Source organism: [Clostridium] colinum, from assembly GCF_940677205.1.
In the GTDB taxonomy this organism is placed as follows: Bacteria; Bacillota; Clostridia; order Lachnospirales; family CAG-274; genus Tyzzerella; species Tyzzerella colina.
Window position 1 is genome coordinate 207582 of sequence record NZ_OW712331.1, and the last position, 18798, is coordinate 226379.

Here is an 18798-nt window from a genome sequence, read left to right on the forward strand (position 1 = left end):
ATAAAAATTTATATATTTAAGTGTATTAAATATGATTTTATTTTAATTTTAAATATGTTATAATAAGTACCATAAAAAATAGTAGTTTACTTTAAAATAAATATAATTTAAAAATTTATATTTATTAATAAAATTATTAAATTTTTTGAGAGGTTTAAATTTTGTACAAGGTTATTATTATAGACGCTGAAGAAGATGCAAGAAATAATCTAATAAAAAAAATAAATTGGGAAAAATATAACTTTCAAATTTTAGATATTGCAGAAAATGGAAAAGAGGCATTAGAAAAAATAGAAAAATTAAAGCCAGATTTAATTTTTACAGATATAAAAATGTCATTTTTAACAGGTATAGAGCTTATAAAAATATTATGTAAAAATAGATATAATACAAAAATAGTAATAGTATCAAAATTTACAAATTTTGAATATATAAAAGATGCTATAAACAATAATGTTATAGGTTATATTTTAAAACCTATAAATATTAAAGAAATTGAAGATATTTTGATAAAGGCAAAAAACAATTTTGATATAGAATATAACCAAAAAAGAGATTTTGAGGCTTTAAAAAAGTATTATACAGAAAGCTTACCTATAATAAAAACACAATTTTTTAGCAAAGCTATAGAAGGAAAATTAACTTTAGATTATTGGCAAAATAAATGTAAAATATTAAATATAAAATTAGACAACAAATATTTTTTAGTTGCTACTATAAAATATAGTTTAAAAAATATAGAAAAAAGTTATTTTGAAGATGAAGAGCTTATATTATTTTCTATAAAAAATATTTTAGATGAAAGCATAGAACAATTTAATAAAAGTATAAATTTTTATAGTTTTTTTTATTTAGATAGTATAGTAACTATATTTAATATAAAACATAAATCAGAAATTAAACATCTAATAAAAGAGCTTAATAATATATGCGAAATTTACTATAAAATAATGAAAATCAACATAAGTATAGGCCTTGGATATTGTGTTGAAAAAATCCAAAACCTTAAAGTTTCTTATGAAAGCTCAGAAGAAGCACTTTTATATAAAATTATAATGGGAAATAGAAAAACTATATACATAAATGATATAGAGCCAGATAAAAATATAAAATTAGTATTTTCTGAAAATGATGAAAAAAAGTTATATTCTTTGATAAAATTATCTGAAGAAGAAGAAATAAAAAAATTTGTAGAAGAAATATTTTATAACATAAATAAAATAATAATTAATTCTAGTGATTATAATTTATATTTTATAGAAATAATATTATCTATTTTAAAATTAAGTAAAAATTATAATATTTCTACTGAAAAATTATTTGGTAAAAATTTTGAAATTAATAAAATAATAAATGAAATTTATTCTATCGATAATTTAAAAGAATATTTTTTAGAAAAGTTTATTATCTTAAGTAATCTTATAAAAAATCAAAGGATAAATTATACAAATAACATAGTTGAAAGAGCTAAAATTTATATTGATGAAAACTATGATAATCCTGAGCTTTCTATAAATAGTATTTGTGATGTTTTATTTATTAGCCCTACATATTTTTCAGCAATATTTAAAAAAACTCTAAATATAAGTTTTATAAAATATCTAACAAATTTAAGATTAGAAAAAGCTTTAGAGCTTATAAATACTACATCTGAAAAAACTTCTGTTATAGCAAAAAAGGTAGGATATACAGATGCTAATTATTTTAGTTATGTATTTAAGAAAAAATATGGGTTATCACCTTTAAAATATAAAAATAATAAATAAGGTTGTAGACAAAGTCTACAACCTTTTAAAAAAATAAAAAGATTATTTTTTTAGGTACTGTATGAAAAAAGCAAAGTTTTCTAGGCAAGGGACTAAAACCCCTAAAAATCTATCCGTGTCAAAGCTACGTATACACTTAAAGATGAGCTTTTGTTCTTATACTCTCCATTTTTTGTGTTATTTATATTTTGGCCTTATTTTGATAATATATAATAGTTTTAAAATCATAAAAATTTAATAAAAAATCATAAAAATTTATATAGAAAAAATAAATTTAAATATATATAATAAATGCGAATATTAAAAAATTAAAAATATGTTTTAGAGGTAATATTATGAAAAGAAGAGTATTTAAAAAAGGTTTATCTTTAATGATGGCTTCTGCTATGTTTTTAGCAAGTATTAATTTATCTACACAAAATATTTTTGCTAAAAGTAAATATGTAGTAGAAGATTTTCCAAATGTTATAAGCTTACAGGCAGAGCTTACTAACCAACCATATTCTTATTATCAAGTGTCAGATTTTTCAACTTTTATAGATAAAGGAGCTTGGCACGGATATTCTTTACCTAATTTAGCCGATAAAGAAAATTTAGGAGCTTTTTCTGGTCCTACTATATTATTTAAACATAAGTATGAAACAATGGCTATAAATTTATCTAAAGGAATAAGTAAAATAAATATATTACAAGATAATAAGCCAGTTGATTTAGAGTTTGCTAATCCAGTGTTAAACTATTATCCTGGAAAATTAGTTCAAACGTATAATACTAAAGATTTTAAACTAAATATAGAGCTAATATTTGCTACAGATAGAACGGCTTTAATAAAAACAGAAATAATAAATATAAGCAAAAAGCCTATATCTTTAAATATTAGTTGGAACGGTGAAATTTTTAAAGATTATAAACATAACAAAAAAACTTATAAGATAAATTCAAGACTAGAAGATAATAAAAAAGGTGTAAATGTTATTTTTGATGGTAAAAATGAAGGTTTATCGGAAGAAACAAAAGAAAATAGATTTTTTATAAATTTTTATGATGATGTAAAAACAAAAATAAGTGAAGACAAATCATCTTATACTACATCTTTAAAAAATACTATAAATCTAAACCCTAATGAAACTTATAAAACATTTAGAACAGAAAGCTTTACTTTTAATACACAAGAATATAATTTAGAAACTAGAAATTTATATGACTTAAACAAAGAATCAGCTTTTATTGAAAATAATAATAGATGGCAAAAATATTTAGACAATACTTTTAAAAAAGAAAATATTAAAAATAGTAAAGCTTATGACAATGTGGCTGTAAAAGCTATAGTTACAATGATTACAAACTGGAGAAGCCCAGCAGGAGATATAAAAACAAGTGGTATAACACCTTCGGTATCTTATAGATGGTTTAATGGTTTTTGGGCGTGGGATTCCTGGAAAAATGCTATGGGTGTTTTAGATTTTGATAGCCAACTTGCAAAAGACGCAGTAAAAACAATGTTTGACTATCAAATAACTAAAGATAATAAAAATAGACCACAAGATAATGGAGCTATAATAGATGCTATATACTATAATAAAGCAGATTTTAATGAAAGAAATTCTAAGCCACCTTTATCTGCTTGGGTAGTATATAATATTTATAAAGAAACAAATGATATAGAGTTTGTAAAAGAAATGTATCCTAAATTGATAGCTTATCATAATTGGTGGTATACAAATAGAGATACAGATAAAAATGGTGTTGCAGAATATGGTGCAATGGTTCATAATGCACACTATAAAAAAGATGAAAAAGGTAACATCTTAAAAGATAAAAATAATAAGCCTATTATAGATGAAGATGAAATAATAACTGCGGCAGCTTGGGAAAGTGGTATGGATAATGCTATAAGATTTGATAAAGAAGGCATAGGAGAAAATGACAAAGGTGTATTAGTTTTTGAAAATAAAGATGATAAAGGTAACGTTGTTGGATATTCTATAAATCAAGAATCAGTAGATTTAAATGCTTATCTTTATGCTGAAAAAGCATTTTTAAAATCTTTGGCAGAAGCTCTAGGAAAAAAACAAGACGCTTTAAAATTTGAAAAAGAAGCAAAAGAGTTAAAAGAATATATAGAAAAATATATGTTTGATGAAAAAACAGGATTTTACTATGACTTGCAAATATCTAAAGATGGTAAAGAAAAATATTTACTTGTAAATAGAGGAAAAGGTACAGAAGGATTTATTCCTTTATGGGCAAAACTTTCTAGCAAAGAACACGCAGGTAAGGTTGTTAAAAATATTTTAGACCCTAATAAATTTAATTTAAAAGTACCATTCCCAACTGCGTCTAAGGATAATCCATATTTTGACCCTAATAAATATTGGAGAGGCCCTGTTTGGTTAGACCAAGCAATATTTGGTATAGAAGCTTTAGAAAATTATGGATATAATAAAGAAGCAAAAGAATTAACATTAAAATTAATAGATAATGCAGAAGGTGTTTTATCTAATGAAACTATAAGAGAAAATTATAATCCTGTTACGGGAAAAGGGCTTCACGCTAAAAACTTTAGTTGGAGTGCAGCTGCTTATTATTTATTAGTTACAAACACTTTACAAGGAAATGAAAATACTTGTCAAACAGGTTTAAAATAGGTTAAAAAGTATAGCTAATACTGAGGTTGTAGACAAAGTCTACAACCTTTCAAAAAATAATCTTGTTATTTTTTTTTGAGGTACTGTATAAAAAAAGCTAATTTCTTCATACAAGGGCTAAAGCCCCTAGAAATTTACCTTTTTGCACAACCTAAGAAAAAGTCTTGTTTTGTGATTAGAATTTTTATACAAAGTATAAAAATGCAAAAAATTAATTCAAAATATTTTGTCTTAAGTATGAGTATAGCTATTATTAGCTATACTTTTTATAATATTAATTAAAATATAATTTATAAAAAAGGTTTGGTATTTGATAATATAAAGTATTTAAAAAATCTATATATTTGAGAGTATAAAATCTAGTTTAGACAATGAATATAAACATTTATCTTTTAATGTACCATTATAGAGCAAAAAACTTTTTCTTATAGTTCCTTCGTAAATAAATCCATTTTTTTCTATAACTCTTTTAGATGCTATATTATCCTTAAAATGCGATACAGATAATATATCTAAATCTAATGTAACAAAGCAATATTGCACTATTTTTTTAACGGCTTCTGTCATTATTCCCTTACCCCAATAGTCTTTAGATAAAACATATCCCAAGCATTTTGAATTTACACCAGAGCGTAATTTATCTTTACTTAAACTTATAGACCCAATAACTTTATTATTTTTTTTATATACAATAGCAAAAGTATTTTTGTCTTTTATAAACATATTTAAAATTATTTTAGAATCTTCTTTTGATGTGTGTGGTATCCAACCAGCATTTAACCCAATTTCTTCTGTTTTGGCATATTCAAAAAAATCATCTAAATCATTTTCTGTAAATGTTCTTAAAAAAAGTCTATCTGTTTCTAAAGTCATTATAAGCTACCCCCTGTTTAAAATAACATTATTATAGCATTAAATATATACAAAATCAAACTTTGTTAATTAAGCTTTATTATTATAAAGTTAAGAAATGGATATATTAGTTAAATTTGATAAAAGATAATTGAAAAAAATAAAATAAGTGGTATAATAATATTAAATATAAATAAGCAAAGGAGATTTAATATGAAAATACGTTTAGATTATAACAATATGATGCAAGAATTTGTTGGTAAAATGGGTGTTTCTAGAGCAGATATAGATGCATTAGACTTACAAAAAGCTAAACAAGCTATGATAGACAAACGTGCTAATGGTAAAATGGACTGGAGAGATTTACCATATAATCAAGAAGAAGTTTGTAATGAAATAATATCTTATGTAGAAGAAGTTAAAGATAAATTTGATGCTTTTGTTGTTCTTGGTATAGGCGGTTCTGCACTTGGCCCTATATCTGTACAACAAGCAATAAATCATCCTTATTACAATGAAATATCTAGAGAAAAAAGAGGAGGCTATCCTAAATTTTATGTTGCAGATAATGTAGACCCAGAAAAATTAGTATATCTTTTCGAAACAATAGATATTACTAAAACTATGTTTAATGTAATATCAAAATCTGGTTCTACATCTGAAACAATGAGCCAATTTATGATTATTAAAAAGCTTCTTGAAGAAAAATTAGGTGATAAAGCAAACGAACATATTGTTTGTACAACAGACAAAGAAAATGGAAACCTTATAAAAATAGCTAAAGAAGAAAACTATAAAACATTTATTATACCAGCTGGTGTTGGTGGTAGATTTAGTGAGTTTACACCTGTTGGATTATTACCAGCAGCCTTTTGTGGAATTGATATTAAAGAGCTTTTAAAAGGTGCAGCTGTTATGGATGAAATGTGTAAAAACGATGATATTTATAAAAATCCAGGTTTTATGTATGCTATCCTTAACTATTTAACTATGAAAAATGGGCAAAATATAAGCGTTATGATGCCTTATGCCGACTCTTTAAAATTTATAGCAGACTGGTATGCACAACTTTGGGCAGAAAGTCTTGGTAAAAAATATGATAACGAAGGAAATGAAGTTCATGTAGGGTCTACACCAGTAAAAGCATTAGGTGCAACAGACCAACATTCACAAGTACAACTTTATGCTGAAGGTCCTTTTGATAAAATAATTACATTTATAGGTGTAGAAAAATTCAAAAAATCTATAACTATACCAGAAATATATACAGATATACCAAGCCTTGGATTTTTAGCAGGTGTAACACAAGATGACCTTATCAAAACAGAACAAATAGCTACAGAGTATGCTTTATTAAAAGCAGGCAAACCTAATATGACTATTACGTTACCAGAAGTAAACGAAAATACTTTAGGTCAGTTATTATATTTATTTGAAGTTGCAACAGCTTTTACAGGAGAGCTTTTAAACATTAATGCTTTTGACCAACCAGGTGTTGAAGAAGGTAAAAATGCAACTTATGCTTATTTTGGCAGACCAGGATATGAAGAAAAGAAAAAAGAATTAGATTCTATGCCAAATAAAAAAGATGAATATATAATATAATTAAAAAGAGTGTAGACAAAGTCTACACTCTTTTTAAAAAATAATAAGATTATTTTTTAAATACTGTATTAAAAAAGTTAATTTATTTTATATTCAGTTTTAGCACTTCATTTGAAGTGCTAAGTACTTTTATTTAATTTAATTTTAGTTTTAAAGATTTAACCATAGCATCTAATTCTGGTTTTATATAGTCTATTCCATTTTCGCTTACAACTTCTTGTCTAACAGCTACAAATACATCAGAATTATTAAATTCTACTAAAGTTAATATTGTTGTAACTTTATTTTCTGGATATTCTACAATAGTAGTTGTTATAGTTTTATTATCTACAGTTTCTACTTTAGAATCTTCTATTATAACTGCATTTTCATCTTCTGTAAATACATTTTTAATATAATCATAGCCTTCTTTAGGGTCTTCATCTTTTTTACTACCACTATTAAGTACAGAATAAGCTATGCCATTTTCATCTTCTTTAAAAAAGCTATAAGGAACATCTTTTTTAAATTTTTTCCAATTAGCTGGAACTACTACACTTACTTTTTCAATATCATCTGAAAAGAATCTTTCAGAATTTAAAGTTTGTTTTGTATATTTTATACTATTTAATAATAAATCTAAATCTGATTCAAAATCTGCAGAAGTAGCATTACCAACAACACCTATAAATTCATTTGGATTACTTTTAATTTCTATTGTACCAACAAGAGCATATAATTCCATAAAATCATTTGATATTTTATAAACTTTTTTATTAATAGTTCTATCTTCTAAATCTATAGTATCTTCATTAATTACAGAGAAGTTTGAAGCACTAGTAAAAATATCTTCTTGTGATTTAAAAAAGTCTTCTGGAGATAAAGTATCTGTTGGCACTATTTCAGAGGTAAATATACAGTTATTTTCTTTTTCTCTAATAGCTATTTCTCCGTATAAATCTGTAACTTCTTCATAATTACTAGGCATTTTATATTTTAAAATATAGTTTAAAGATGCCATTTCATCTTTTTTTAATTCTCTTTGTATAACGTTTTCTATATTTTTAGGTTGACCTATACCAAAAACATTATAACCTACCGTTACAATAATAAGTAAAATTTCTAAAGAAATTAAAGCTAATTTTGATTTTTTCATAAAAAATCCTCCTTAATTTATATTTAATAGTTATTATATCTATTTAGATATTCTTCATATTGATATCTATCCATTAAGACATCACGTTGCTTGCTACCGTTTTCTGAAGAAACTATACCTCTATCTTCTAGCTCTTCTATAATTCTAGCAGCTCTATTATAGCCTATCCTAAATTGACGTTGTATCATAGATGTAGAGGCTTTACCTTTTTTTACTAAAAATGCTATAACATCTTCTGTAATTTCATCAGATGAATCAGATGAAAGGCTATCGTTAGATTTTGTAGAATTTTCTATTTTGTTAATTATTGTTTCGTCATAATTAGGGCTACTATTTTCTTTTATAAATGTTACAATATGTTCAACTTCTTTGTCGGATATAAAAGCACCTTGTATTCTAAGAGGCTTATTCATATCAACAGACCTAAATAGCATATCACCTTTACCAAGTAGCTTTTCTGCCCCAACAGTATCTAAAACAGTACGAGAGTCTGTACCACTAGACACTGCAAAAGCTATCCTAGAAGGGATATTTGCTTTAATAAGACCAGTGATAACATCAACAGAAGGTCTTTGTGTTGCAATAATAAGGTGAATACCAGCGGCCCTTGCAAGCTGAGCAAGTCTACATATAGAAGCTTCTACTTCTTTTGCAGCAACCATCATAAGGTCTGCTAATTCATCTATAATAATTATAATTTGAGGTAACTTTTCTTCGCCTTTTTCTTCTATTAAAGAGTTATATCCTACAAGATTTCTTGTACCAGTTTGTGCAAAAAGATTATATCTTTCCATCATTTCAGATACAGCCCAATTTAAAACACCAGCGGCTTTTTCAGGTTCTGTAACAACAGGTGTTAAAAGATGTGGTATTCCGTTATAAACGCTAAGTTCTACAACTTTTGGGTCTATCATCATAAGTTTAACTTCATTAGGGTTTGCTTTATATAATATACTTGTTATAAGAGTATTTATACAAACACTTTTACCAGAGCCTGTAGCACCAGCTATAAGCATATGAGGCATTTTTGCTATATCGGTAACTATAACATTACCAGTTATGTCTTTACCTAAGCCAAAAGCAACTTTTGAAGGAAATTTTTGAAATTTTTCTGCGCATATTACTTCACTTAAAAATACACTTTTTACTTCTTTATTAGGTATTTCTATACCAACGGCAGATTTACCTGGTATAGGAGCTTCAATCCTAATAGAGCTAGCGGCAAGACTAAGGGCAAGGTTATCGGCAAGTCCTAAAATTTTACTAACTTTTATACCATCTTCAATAGATAATTCATATCTAGTAACAGATGGGCCTTTGCTTATGTTTATAACTTGAGCAGTCACATTAAAGCTTTTTAATGTTTTTACTAATATATATGAATTTTCTCTAAGCTCTATATCGTTATTTTCATTATTTTCATTAGGATTTTTAGATAAAAAGTCAAGTTTTGGGAAAATATATTCTCTTTTAATATCTTCTTCTACTATTGCACTTGTTACCATTTTTTCTACATCTGGTTTAATAATAACAGGTTCATTTATATTTTCGGTTTTATCTAAATTTTTAATATTATTGTTATTAACTTGTTGGTAGGCTGACTTATGAGAATCTTGATTTATAATAGTAAAATCATCTTTATCTTTTTTAATGTTAGATATAGGTTTATTTTGTAAACTATTATTTTGAACTATTGGCGAAGCTTCTAAATTATTATCTTCTATGTCAAAAGGGCAATCATCATTATTGATGGTACTGTTTAAATCATTTGTTATAATTTCTTCATTTAATGTATCATCTATAATATTGTCATATTTAGTTTCTTCATCGTATTCATTATATACTATTTTTTCATTATTTTCCACTAAATTTTCAAATTTTGCCTTTTCTTCTATATTTTCTACTTCTTGTAATTCTTCTTCTATATCATCATCTTCATTAAAATTATAAAAATTATCTAAATTATTTAAATAATTACTTTCTACATTATCGGATAAAAATTGTTCCGGTGGATTTTCAAAAATATCATCTATATTATTATCTATAAATTTTAAATCTATGTCAAATTCACGGTTTATAGGTGTATCTGTTTTCTTTTTCATATAAACATTATTAATATATTCTTCTTTAGATTTTATTTTAAATAAATCGTCATTTGTAGAACTTTTTGAAGAAGTATTTTCAAAATTTTTAACTACATTAGCTGTTGTATTATAAATATTTTCTTCTTTTAAATTATTTATAATATTTGTATTGTTAGTATCATTATTATTAAAATTATTTTCTAAAGGTTTGTTGTAGGTAATATTTCTATATTTTTCTGGATTATTAATTTCATCTATAGCAAAAATAATTTTTCTATCTTTATTATTTTTGGGAGCTTTGCTCATATCAAAGAAAACAGGTTTTTGTATACGTCTATATTTATAAGTTCCATCAAATATATAGTTATTATATCTTTTTATTGTTGGTTTTTTATATTCATTTTCTAAATAATTATTTTTATTATGAGTTTCATATATTTCTTCTTGTTCATCTTCATAATAAGTGCTTTTATTAGGCATTATATTTTTTATTTTTGATATAATATTTTTATTTTTTTTAACAGGTAAATTAATATCTTCTTCATATTCTTCTTCTATGTCATATTCGTAGTAAAAGTAGTTTGATAAATTTTTAAACCATTTATAAACACTTGTAAAAAAAGATTTACCTGTTAAAAGAAATATAGAAGCGATAAATAATATTATAATAAAAATATAACTTGCTAAAACACCAAGCACTTTTAAAAATAAATCTCCTACTAAAGCTCCTAAAACACCACCATCTAAAAATTTAGCAGTTTTATATTCATTAGCTAAATATGTGAAATAGTTTGAAAAACTACTAATATCTTGTCTAGTTGCAATGTGAAAAAATGTAATTAAAAGAATAAAAACTATAATAGATAAAACAACCTTAAAAATATTTATTTTATTATTTTGTGAAAAAAATACATATACACTACAAACAATCATTATTATTGGCAACAAATAAGCACCTATACCAAATAGTCCTTTAAAAAGGCTACTAAGAGCCTTACCTAAAAAACCTCCACTGCCAAAAAATATACTTATTATAAGCAGTATGCTAAAACAAATTATGAGTATAGACGTTATCTCTAAAGATAGGCTAGAATTAATAGGCTTTTTAGGTGGATTATTTTTTATAGCTTTTTTACCTTTTGTATTATCCTTTTTATTTTCTATTTTAGCCATTTATAAACATCCTTTGTAATTATTTATTTATAAAACTTTTCTCTATGTTAATTATACATTTATATCTTTTATCTAAAGACATTACGCTATTTTTTATATCTAGTATAAGATTATGCTCCTTATCTTTTGAAAAGTTGTAGGGTATAACTAAATCAAATATAAAATTTATTGTATTTTCACCATCTACTAATCTATGGTCGTGAGTATCTATGTTTTCATCATATTTTTTACAAACATTATGTATAGTTTTAACTATTTTGTCTATTCTATCGTCATTTAAGTTTACAGGGTCCATATGTATAGTCAAAAATATGTTAAGTTCATCTTGTATTCTTTTTTCTATTATATCTATAATTTCGTGAGATTTATTTATATCAACATTGCTAGGTACTTCAAGATGTAAAGAAGCAATACTTTTATTAGGACCATAATTATGGACTAATAAATCGTGGATACCTATTATACCATCATAGCTTAAGCATATATCTTTTATTTTTTCTGCAAGGTCATTATCAATAGCTTCACCTAAAAGAGGAGATAAAGTTTCTCTTGCAAGGTTAAATCCAGAATACATTAAAAATAATGCTACTATCACGCCGAAATATCCATCTAAATTTATATTAAAAAATTTAAATATTATAAGAGATAATATTGTAACAGATGTTACTATAACATCATTTCTACTATCTGCTGCAGTTGCTATTAGAGAATGTGAGTTTATAAGCTTACCTATTTTTTTGTTAAATAAAGCTTGCCATACTTTTATTATAACAGTTATTAACAGTATAAAAATAGTTGCATAGCTAAAAGTGATATTTTCTGGCGTTATAATTTTAAAAAATGAAGTTCTTAAAAATTCAAAGCCTATAAGCATTATTATAAATGAAACAATAAGCCCAGATATATATTCCATTCGACCGTGTCCAAAAGGGTGTTGTTCATCTGCTGGTTTTGACCCAAGTTTAAACCCTAATAGTGTTATTATAGAAGATAAACTATCTGATAGATTGTTAAAAGAATCTGCCATTATAGCAACACTATTTATAAAAACACCTATTAAAAATTTTATTATAAACAACATAACATTGCTACATATACCAATAAAACTGCCTAACTCCCCATATCTTTTTCTAACAGTTTCATCTTTAATATTTTTGTAGTCTTTTATAAATAATCTTATTAATAAATTAGTCATTATTACCTCCTAAAAATAATAACTTTAATAAAAATTATAACAAATTAAGCTATATAATACAAGTATTTTTATTAAGGGCATAATATTTTGATTTGTTATATAATTTAGTAAAAATAGTTTATTATATTATTAAAATGGATATTTTTTTGCTTTTAATATTACAAAAGTTATTACCAATAATATAATAATTGTTTAATAAAACTTTGATTTTTATATAAAAATAATATATAATATTATAAACATATATAATGGAGGATAAATAATGAGTAAAAAATTTTATATAACAACACCAATATATTATACAAATAATTATTTACACATAGGACATTCATATACTACCATTGCAACAGACACAATGGCAAGATACAAAAAGATGAGAGGATATGATGTAAAATTTTTAACAGGCTCTGATGAGCATGGGCAAAAAATAGAAGAATCGGCAAAGCAAAGAGGAATTTCTCCTAAAGAATATGTAGACCATATAACAAACCATATAAAAGAGCTTTGGCAAATTTTAGACATAGATTATGATTATTACATTAGAACAACAGATGAAAAACATATAAAAACTGTTCAGAAAATTTTTAAGGCTTTATATGATAAAGGAGATATATATAAAGGATATTATGAAGGTTTATATTGTACACCTTGTGAAACATTTTTTACAGAAAGCCAACTAAAAGATGGTAAATGTCCAGATTGTGGAAGAGATGTACACAATGTAAAAGAAGAAAGCTACTTTTTTAAACTTAGCAAATATCAAGACAGACTTATAAAGCATATAGAAGAAAATGAAGACTTTATAAGCCCTTCATCTAGAAAAAATGAAATGTTAAATAACTTTTTAAAAGTAGGTCTTGAAGATTTATGTGTATCAAGAACATCTTTTAAATGGGGGATACCAGTAGAGTTTGATAAAGACCATGTGGTATATGTTTGGATAGATGCTTTATCAAACTATATTTCAGCACTTGGTTATGGCTCTGATGATGATAGCGACTTTAAAAAATATTGGCCAGCAGATATACATGTTGTAGGTAAAGAAATAGTTAGATTTCATACTATTATTTGGCCTGCTATGCTTATGGCATTAGATTTAGAGCTACCTAAGCAAATATTTGGACACGGTTGGTTGCTTATAGATGGTGGTAAAATGAGTAAATCTAAAGGCAACGTAGTAGACCCTAAAGTTTTGGTAGATAGATATGGGGTAGATGCTATTAGATATTTCCTATTAAGAGAAGTTGCTTTTGGACAAGATGGTAACTTTACAAATAAAGCACTTATAGAAAGAATAAATTTTGATTTAGCTAATGACCTTGGTAACTTATTATCTCGTACAGTAGGTATGATAGATAAATATTTTGGAGGTAGCTTACCATCAACTGCATTATATAATGAAGAAAGTCAACAAGAAATAAAAGAATTTTGTACAGATATTATTTTAAAAGTAGAAAATTATATGGACAAAATGCAATTTAGCAATGCCTTGACAGAAATATGGAATTTAGTAAGACGTGTTAATAAATATATAGATGAAACTACACCGTGGGTTTTAGCTAAAGATGAAGCTAATAAAGATAAGCTTTATAACGTTATGTATGTTTTGGCAGAATCTCTTAGAATAATAGGCATACTTATTAAACCTGCTATGCCTAACACGGCTAAAGCTATTTTTGAACAATTATCTATAAAAGATGATAATTTATTAACTTGGGATAGTAGTAAAACATTTGGGTTATTACCAAAAGATTTAACAATAACAAAAGGTAATGTTATTTTCCCAAGAATTGATATAGAAAAAGAGTTAGAACAGTTAGATGCTATGTTAGAGGCTACAAAAGCTAAAACAAACCAACAAAATAAAACAGAGGAAAAAGAACAAATAGGCTTTGAAGACTTTTTAAAAATGGATTTTAAAATAGGTGAAGTTTTAGAATGTGAAAAAATAAAAAAATCTAACAAGCTTTTAAAATCTCAAGTAAAAATAGGTGAAAAAGTTATTCAAATAGTATCTGGAATAGCTAATCATTATACACCAGAAGAAATGGTAGGTAAAAGAGTTGTTGTACTTACTAACTTAAAACCTGCTAAACTATGTGGAGAAATATCTGAGGGTATGATTTTAGCAGCTAGTGATAATGAAAACAACTTAAAAATAATAACTGTTGAAGATAATGAAAATGTTATAAAAAGTGGTGCGGAGGTAAAATAAATGTATTTTGAATCTCATGCTCACTATGATGATGAAAGATTTAATGAAGATAGACATCAAGTATTATTAAGTTTAAAAGAGCATAATGTAGGATATGTTGTAAATATTGGTGTAGATATGAAATCTTCATATAATAGTATACAACTTGCAGAAAAATATGACTTTTTATATGCAAGCGTAGGGGTACACCCTCACGAAGCGAAATCTGTTAAAGAAGAAGACTACAAAACTTTAGAAAAATGGCTACAACACGATAAAGTTGTAGCCTTAGGTGAAATAGGCTTAGATTATCATTACGATTTTTCACCTAGAGACATTCAAAGACAAGTTTTTAAAAAACAACTTAAAATTTGCGAAAATGTTACAAAACCTGTAATAATTCATTCTAGAGAGGCAAGCCAAGAAGTTTTTGATATAATAAAAGATAGTAAAGTTAGAAAAGGTGTTATTCACGCCTATTCTGGTAGCTTAGAAATGGCATTAGAATATATAAAAATGGGATTTTATATAGGTGTAGGTGGTGTTTTAACATTTAAAAATGCTAATAAGCTATTAAAAATGGTTGAAAATATCCCTTTAGAAGCAATTTTGATAGAAACAGACTCGCCATATTTATCTCCAGTGCCTGTTAGAGGTACTAGAAATAATTCACAAAATTTAAAATATATTGTCGAAAAAATTAGCGAAATAAAACAAATTGATAAAGAAAAAGTTGAAAAAATAACACTAGAAACTGCTAAAGAATTTTTTTGTCTAAATTAGTCTTTAAAAAGTTATTGCATAAATATTACAAATATGTTAAGATATTACCTGTGGTGTTAAATTAAGTGTTACGCCAATATTAATAAATTTTAATATAGCTTAATAAACAGGTTTAAAAATGTAATATATTAAATATTATATAAATAATATTTTAACCTGTACAGGAGGAATATTAATGTTTAACAATTTATGTAACAAATTTTTTAAGCTTACAAGATTAAAGATAAGAAGGATAAATATTTTTACAAGCTCAGTTTTAGTTTTATCTACTTTTTGTGGCACACTAACTGCATTTGCAGAAGGGCTTTATCAAGTAAGAGTAGTTATAGATGGAAAATGGCACGTTTATAACACTATGGATGTTAAAGTGTCTGAGCTTTTTGAAAAAGAAAATATAAAATTAACTGAAAAAGACATAGTAGATATAAATCTTGATACAGTGATAGATAAAGATATGGTAATAAACATTGATACTGCAGAAACAGTAAAATTTATTATAGATGAAAAAGAAGAAGTTGAATTTCTTACAAATAAAGGCTTAGTTGGTACGGCTATAAAAGAATTTTGTGAAGAAACAAATAAAAAAGTTTTTTTAGATGAGGGACAAAGCTCAGCATCAAATATTAATGATAATATGGTTATAAAAGTATCTTATTTTAAAGAAGAAATAAAAACTATAAAAGAAGAGATACCTTTTAAAACTGAAACAGTAGAAAATCCAGATTTACCAGAAGGTAAAATTAATATAAAAACTAAGGGTGTAAATGGTATAAAAGAAACAACTATAAAAGAAGTTTATAGAGAAGATAAATTAGAGTCTAAAAATATTATAGAAGAAAAAGTTACAAAAGAACCTATTACAGAAATTATAGAAAAAGGAACTAAAAAGAATACTATAAAAACTGAAAAAGGTATATTTGTTATAGATAAAAAAATAAATATGAAATCTACTGCATATACAGCAGGACCAGAATCTACTGGTAAAAGACCAGGAGATGCAGGATATGGAATAACTGCATCTGGTATGAAAGCACAAAGAGGGGTTGTGGCGGTAGATACTAGCGTTATACCTTTTGGTACAGAACTTTATATAGAAGGTTATGGATATGCCATAGCAGGAGATACAGGTAGTGCTATAAAAGGAAATAAAATAGATGTATTTTTTGATAAATATAATGATGCAATACAGTATGGAGTAAGAAATGTAAATGTTTATGTTTTAGGCGAAAAAGTAGCTTAATATTTAATATTTTTAAAGGGTTATGGATTTATCATAGCCCTTTTTATGTACATATTTAAGTTATCAAATTTAAGATAGGCTAAAATTTATAAATAAAAGTGGGCAAAAGTTCTCATCTTAAATAGTATAAAAGGCTTTGCTTATTATATATAAAGTTAAATTTTAAGGAGGCTTAGCCCCTTGCACGAAAAAAACTTATTTTATTCATACAGCATCTCGTCATGATAATTTTATTATTACGATAAAAGGTTGTAGACTTTGTCTATAACAACATTATGTTATTATATATTTTTTTATGTTAAAGTTTAACTATTTTTTAAATAAATTGTATATAAATAAAGAGTTATTTTATTAGGTGTAATGAAAATTGACAAAGTAGATTAAATTGTTGTATAATGTTACAAAGATATATATTATAGCAATATACTAAGGAGGAAAATTGGTTTGAAAATAAATATAACAACCAAAGTTTCTGTAATAGCATTAGCTTTATTATTTAGCAATGTTTCTGTATATGCAGCAAATGTTATTACAGCTACTAATACAAATAGTATAAAACAAAATGATATATCTGTTATATCTTCTAAAAATGGAGAGTCTATATCTAAAGTAAATAATTTAGATTCTGCTTTTAGAATATCTTTTACAGATAATAATTATATTACAACAAAATTTGCAAAAGTTACTAGTATTAAAAATGGTGAAAATTATGTACCAGTTTATTCTAGTCCATCAAATAGAAGTAATAGTATAGGCTCTATACCGGTAGATTCAACTGTTGTAATAGGAAGCCAAGAAGGAAACTTTTCTCAAATATTTTTTGATGAAAAAATAGGATATATAGAAAATACATATCTTGTAGACTCTAAGCCACAAGAAAAACCAGTATCAAATAATAATGATAAACCAACAGGAAAATATGTTAAAATAACATCTGAGGCAGGGCTTAATCTTAGAGAAGAGCCTTCTACCTCATCTAAAGTTTTAGCGGTTATACCTAGTGATACATATGTAGACTTAATAGAAAATAATAATGGTTGGCTTAAAGTTAAATATAATGGAAAGTCTGGTTATATAAGCGAAAGCTTTGGAACGATAACAGATAAAAAAGAAACACAGACACAAACACAAACAGTAAGCAATAAAGTTAGTGGAGAAGAAGTTGTAAACTTTGCTAAAGCTCATTTAGGAAAGCCTTATATTTATGGTAGTACAAATCTTAATATTGGGACAGACTGTTCTGGTTTTACGTATGCAGTATTTAAAAATTTTGGTATAAATATTAATCGTGTATCTAGAGACCAATATTTAAATGGAAAACCAGTTGAAAAGAAAGACCTTTTAATAGGTGATTTAGTATTCTTTAATACTGGAGGCAATTCTCCAATATCTCATGTTGGTATATACATAGGAAACAATCAATATATACATTCTACAGATAGTAAAAACCAAGGTGTTATAATATCTAGTTTAAATAGTGATTATTCTTTAAGAACATATTATGGAGCAAGAAGAGTAATACCTGAATAATATAAATTATCTAAATATAAAAAGCGTGATTATAATTCACGCTTTTTATATTTAGATATAATTATTTTAGCTATGTCTATATTTTTTTTACCTGTATTCATACTCTTTTTTTGTATATATTTATGTGCTGTATCTTCAGTAAAATTATTATGTAAAATAAGTAAATTTTTTGCCTCATTTATAAATTTTAAATTTTTAGTTTTTATATTTTCAATATTTTTATAATATGCCATATCTAAAGCATTAATAATATCTTCTTGTTTAATGGGGGTAGGAAGTTTATAAACTTTTTTATTATCATATATATTTATTTTATCTAAACTACCTATCAATAAAAAACAAAAATCTTTATAAAAATCTTCTACTATATTATATGTAGATTCATCTATAAAATTTGTTCCACATAATATAATACCATTTTCATAATAAGAACAATATTTCCTAAGATTAGCCCCTGTTTTGCAAATATGATTATAAATTATCCCATTTTTATTTAATATAGTACAAAGATTATTACAAATTTTATCAGATGAAAAAGCTATTATAATATTATTTTTTGACATAAAAATCACCAATTTTATTTAATTTATATT

12 protein-coding genes are annotated in these 18798 nt (G+C 25.2%); 7 read left to right on the top strand and 5 right to left on the bottom strand.

Annotated features, from left to right (window positions below):
* The first annotated feature begins 161 nt into the window (after positions 1–161).
* Positions 162–1766 (top strand): response regulator transcription factor, encoded by a 1605-nt coding sequence (locus tag NBW53_RS00930; protein WP_250278253.1) that lies wholly within the window; start codon positions 162–164, stop codon positions 1764–1766.
* A gap of 335 nt (positions 1767–2101) precedes the next feature.
* Entirely contained in the window at positions 2102–4414 is a 2313-nt protein-coding gene (locus NBW53_RS00935; protein ID WP_250278254.1) for an MGH1-like glycoside hydrolase domain-containing protein, read from the top strand.
* Between the two features lie 336 nt (positions 4415–4750).
* On the opposite strand, the gene NBW53_RS00940 is transcribed toward NBW53_RS00935, so the two are convergent.
* Positions 4751–5287 (bottom strand): GNAT family N-acetyltransferase, encoded by a 537-nt coding sequence (locus NBW53_RS00940; RefSeq protein WP_250278255.1) that lies wholly within the window; start codon positions 5285–5287, stop codon positions 4751–4753.
* A 192-nt stretch (positions 5288–5479) separates the two neighbouring features.
* Here NBW53_RS00940 and NBW53_RS00945 point away from each other — a divergent pair, with 192 nt between their 5' ends.
* The gene (locus NBW53_RS00945; RefSeq protein ID WP_250278256.1) at positions 5480–6871 is read left to right on the top strand and encodes a glucose-6-phosphate isomerase; all 1392 of its coding nucleotides are present in this window, start codon (positions 5480–5482) and stop codon (positions 6869–6871) included.
* Positions 6872–7004: 133 nt separating this feature from the next.
* Here the strand turns inward: NBW53_RS00945 and NBW53_RS00950 are convergent, their stop codons facing one another.
* Genes NBW53_RS00950 through NBW53_RS00960 form a run of 3 tightly spaced genes read right to left on the bottom strand, consistent with a single transcriptional unit; the run spans position 7005 to position 12458 of the window.
* The gene (locus tag NBW53_RS00950; protein WP_250278257.1) at positions 7005–8006 is read right to left on the bottom strand and encodes a hypothetical protein; all 1002 of its coding nucleotides are present in this window, start codon (positions 8004–8006) and stop codon (positions 7005–7007) included.
* Positions 8007–8029: 23 nt separating this feature from the next.
* Positions 8030–11263: an FtsK/SpoIIIE family DNA translocase gene (locus tag NBW53_RS00955; protein WP_250278258.1), complete on the bottom strand. Its 3234-nt coding sequence runs from the start codon at positions 11261–11263 to the stop codon at positions 8030–8032.
* Positions 11264–11282: 19 nt separating this feature from the next.
* Positions 11283–12458, bottom strand: coding sequence for a cation diffusion facilitator family transporter (locus tag NBW53_RS00960; RefSeq protein WP_250278259.1), 1176 nt, complete (start codon positions 12456–12458; stop codon positions 11283–11285).
* A 262-nt stretch (positions 12459–12720) separates the two neighbouring features.
* Here NBW53_RS00960 and metG point away from each other — a divergent pair, with 262 nt between their 5' ends.
* The 4 genes from metG to NBW53_RS00980 all read left to right on the top strand — a co-directional run bounded on the left by metG (position 12721) and on the right by NBW53_RS00980 (position 18205).
* Positions 12721–14673, top strand: coding sequence for a methionine--tRNA ligase (gene metG / locus NBW53_RS00965; protein WP_250278260.1), 1953 nt, complete (start codon positions 12721–12723; stop codon positions 14671–14673).
* Positions 14674–15435, top strand: a complete 762-nt coding sequence (locus tag NBW53_RS00970) for a TatD family hydrolase (RefSeq protein ID WP_250278261.1) — start codon at positions 14674–14676, stop codon at positions 15433–15435. It begins immediately after the preceding gene.
* 175 nt (positions 15436–15610) lie between these two features.
* Positions 15611–16675, top strand: a complete 1065-nt coding sequence (locus NBW53_RS00975) for a 3D domain-containing protein (protein WP_250278262.1) — start codon at positions 15611–15613, stop codon at positions 16673–16675.
* Between the two features lie 444 nt (positions 16676–17119).
* Positions 17120–18205, top strand: a complete 1086-nt coding sequence (locus tag NBW53_RS00980; RefSeq protein ID WP_250278263.1) for a C40 family peptidase — start codon at positions 17120–17122, stop codon at positions 18203–18205.
* A 29-nt stretch (positions 18206–18234) separates the two neighbouring features.
* On the opposite strand, the gene NBW53_RS00985 is transcribed toward NBW53_RS00980, so the two are convergent.
* Positions 18235–18768, bottom strand: a complete 534-nt coding sequence (locus tag NBW53_RS00985; protein WP_250278264.1) for an ANTAR domain-containing response regulator — start codon at positions 18766–18768, stop codon at positions 18235–18237.
* Positions 18769–18798 lie beyond the last annotated feature (30 nt).

Coding starts and splice junctions, on each gene's coding strand:
- NBW53_RS00960 (WP_250278259.1), bottom strand. CDS start 12,458: ATGACTAATTTATTAATAAGATTATTTATAAAAGACTACAAAAATATT.
- NBW53_RS00945 (WP_250278256.1), top strand. CDS start 5,480: ATGAAAATACGTTTAGATTATAACAATATGATGCAAGAATTTGTTGGT.
- NBW53_RS00940 (WP_250278255.1), bottom strand. CDS start 5,287: ATGACTTTAGAAACAGATAGACTTTTTTTAAGAACATTTACAGAAAAT.
- NBW53_RS00975 (WP_250278262.1), top strand. CDS start 15,611: ATGTTTAACAATTTATGTAACAAATTTTTTAAGCTTACAAGATTAAAG.
- NBW53_RS00970 (WP_250278261.1), top strand. CDS start 14,674: ATGTATTTTGAATCTCATGCTCACTATGATGATGAAAGATTTAATGAA.
- NBW53_RS00985 (WP_250278264.1), bottom strand. CDS start 18,768: ATGTCAAAAAATAATATTATAATAGCTTTTTCATCTGATAAAATTTGT.
- NBW53_RS00950 (WP_250278257.1), bottom strand. CDS start 8,006: ATGAAAAAATCAAAATTAGCTTTAATTTCTTTAGAAATTTTACTTATT.
- NBW53_RS00955 (WP_250278258.1), bottom strand. CDS start 11,263: ATGGCTAAAATAGAAAATAAAAAGGATAATACAAAAGGTAAAAAAGCT.
- NBW53_RS00935 (WP_250278254.1), top strand. CDS start 2,102: ATGAAAAGAAGAGTATTTAAAAAAGGTTTATCTTTAATGATGGCTTCT.
- metG (WP_250278260.1), top strand. CDS start 12,721: ATGAGTAAAAAATTTTATATAACAACACCAATATATTATACAAATAAT.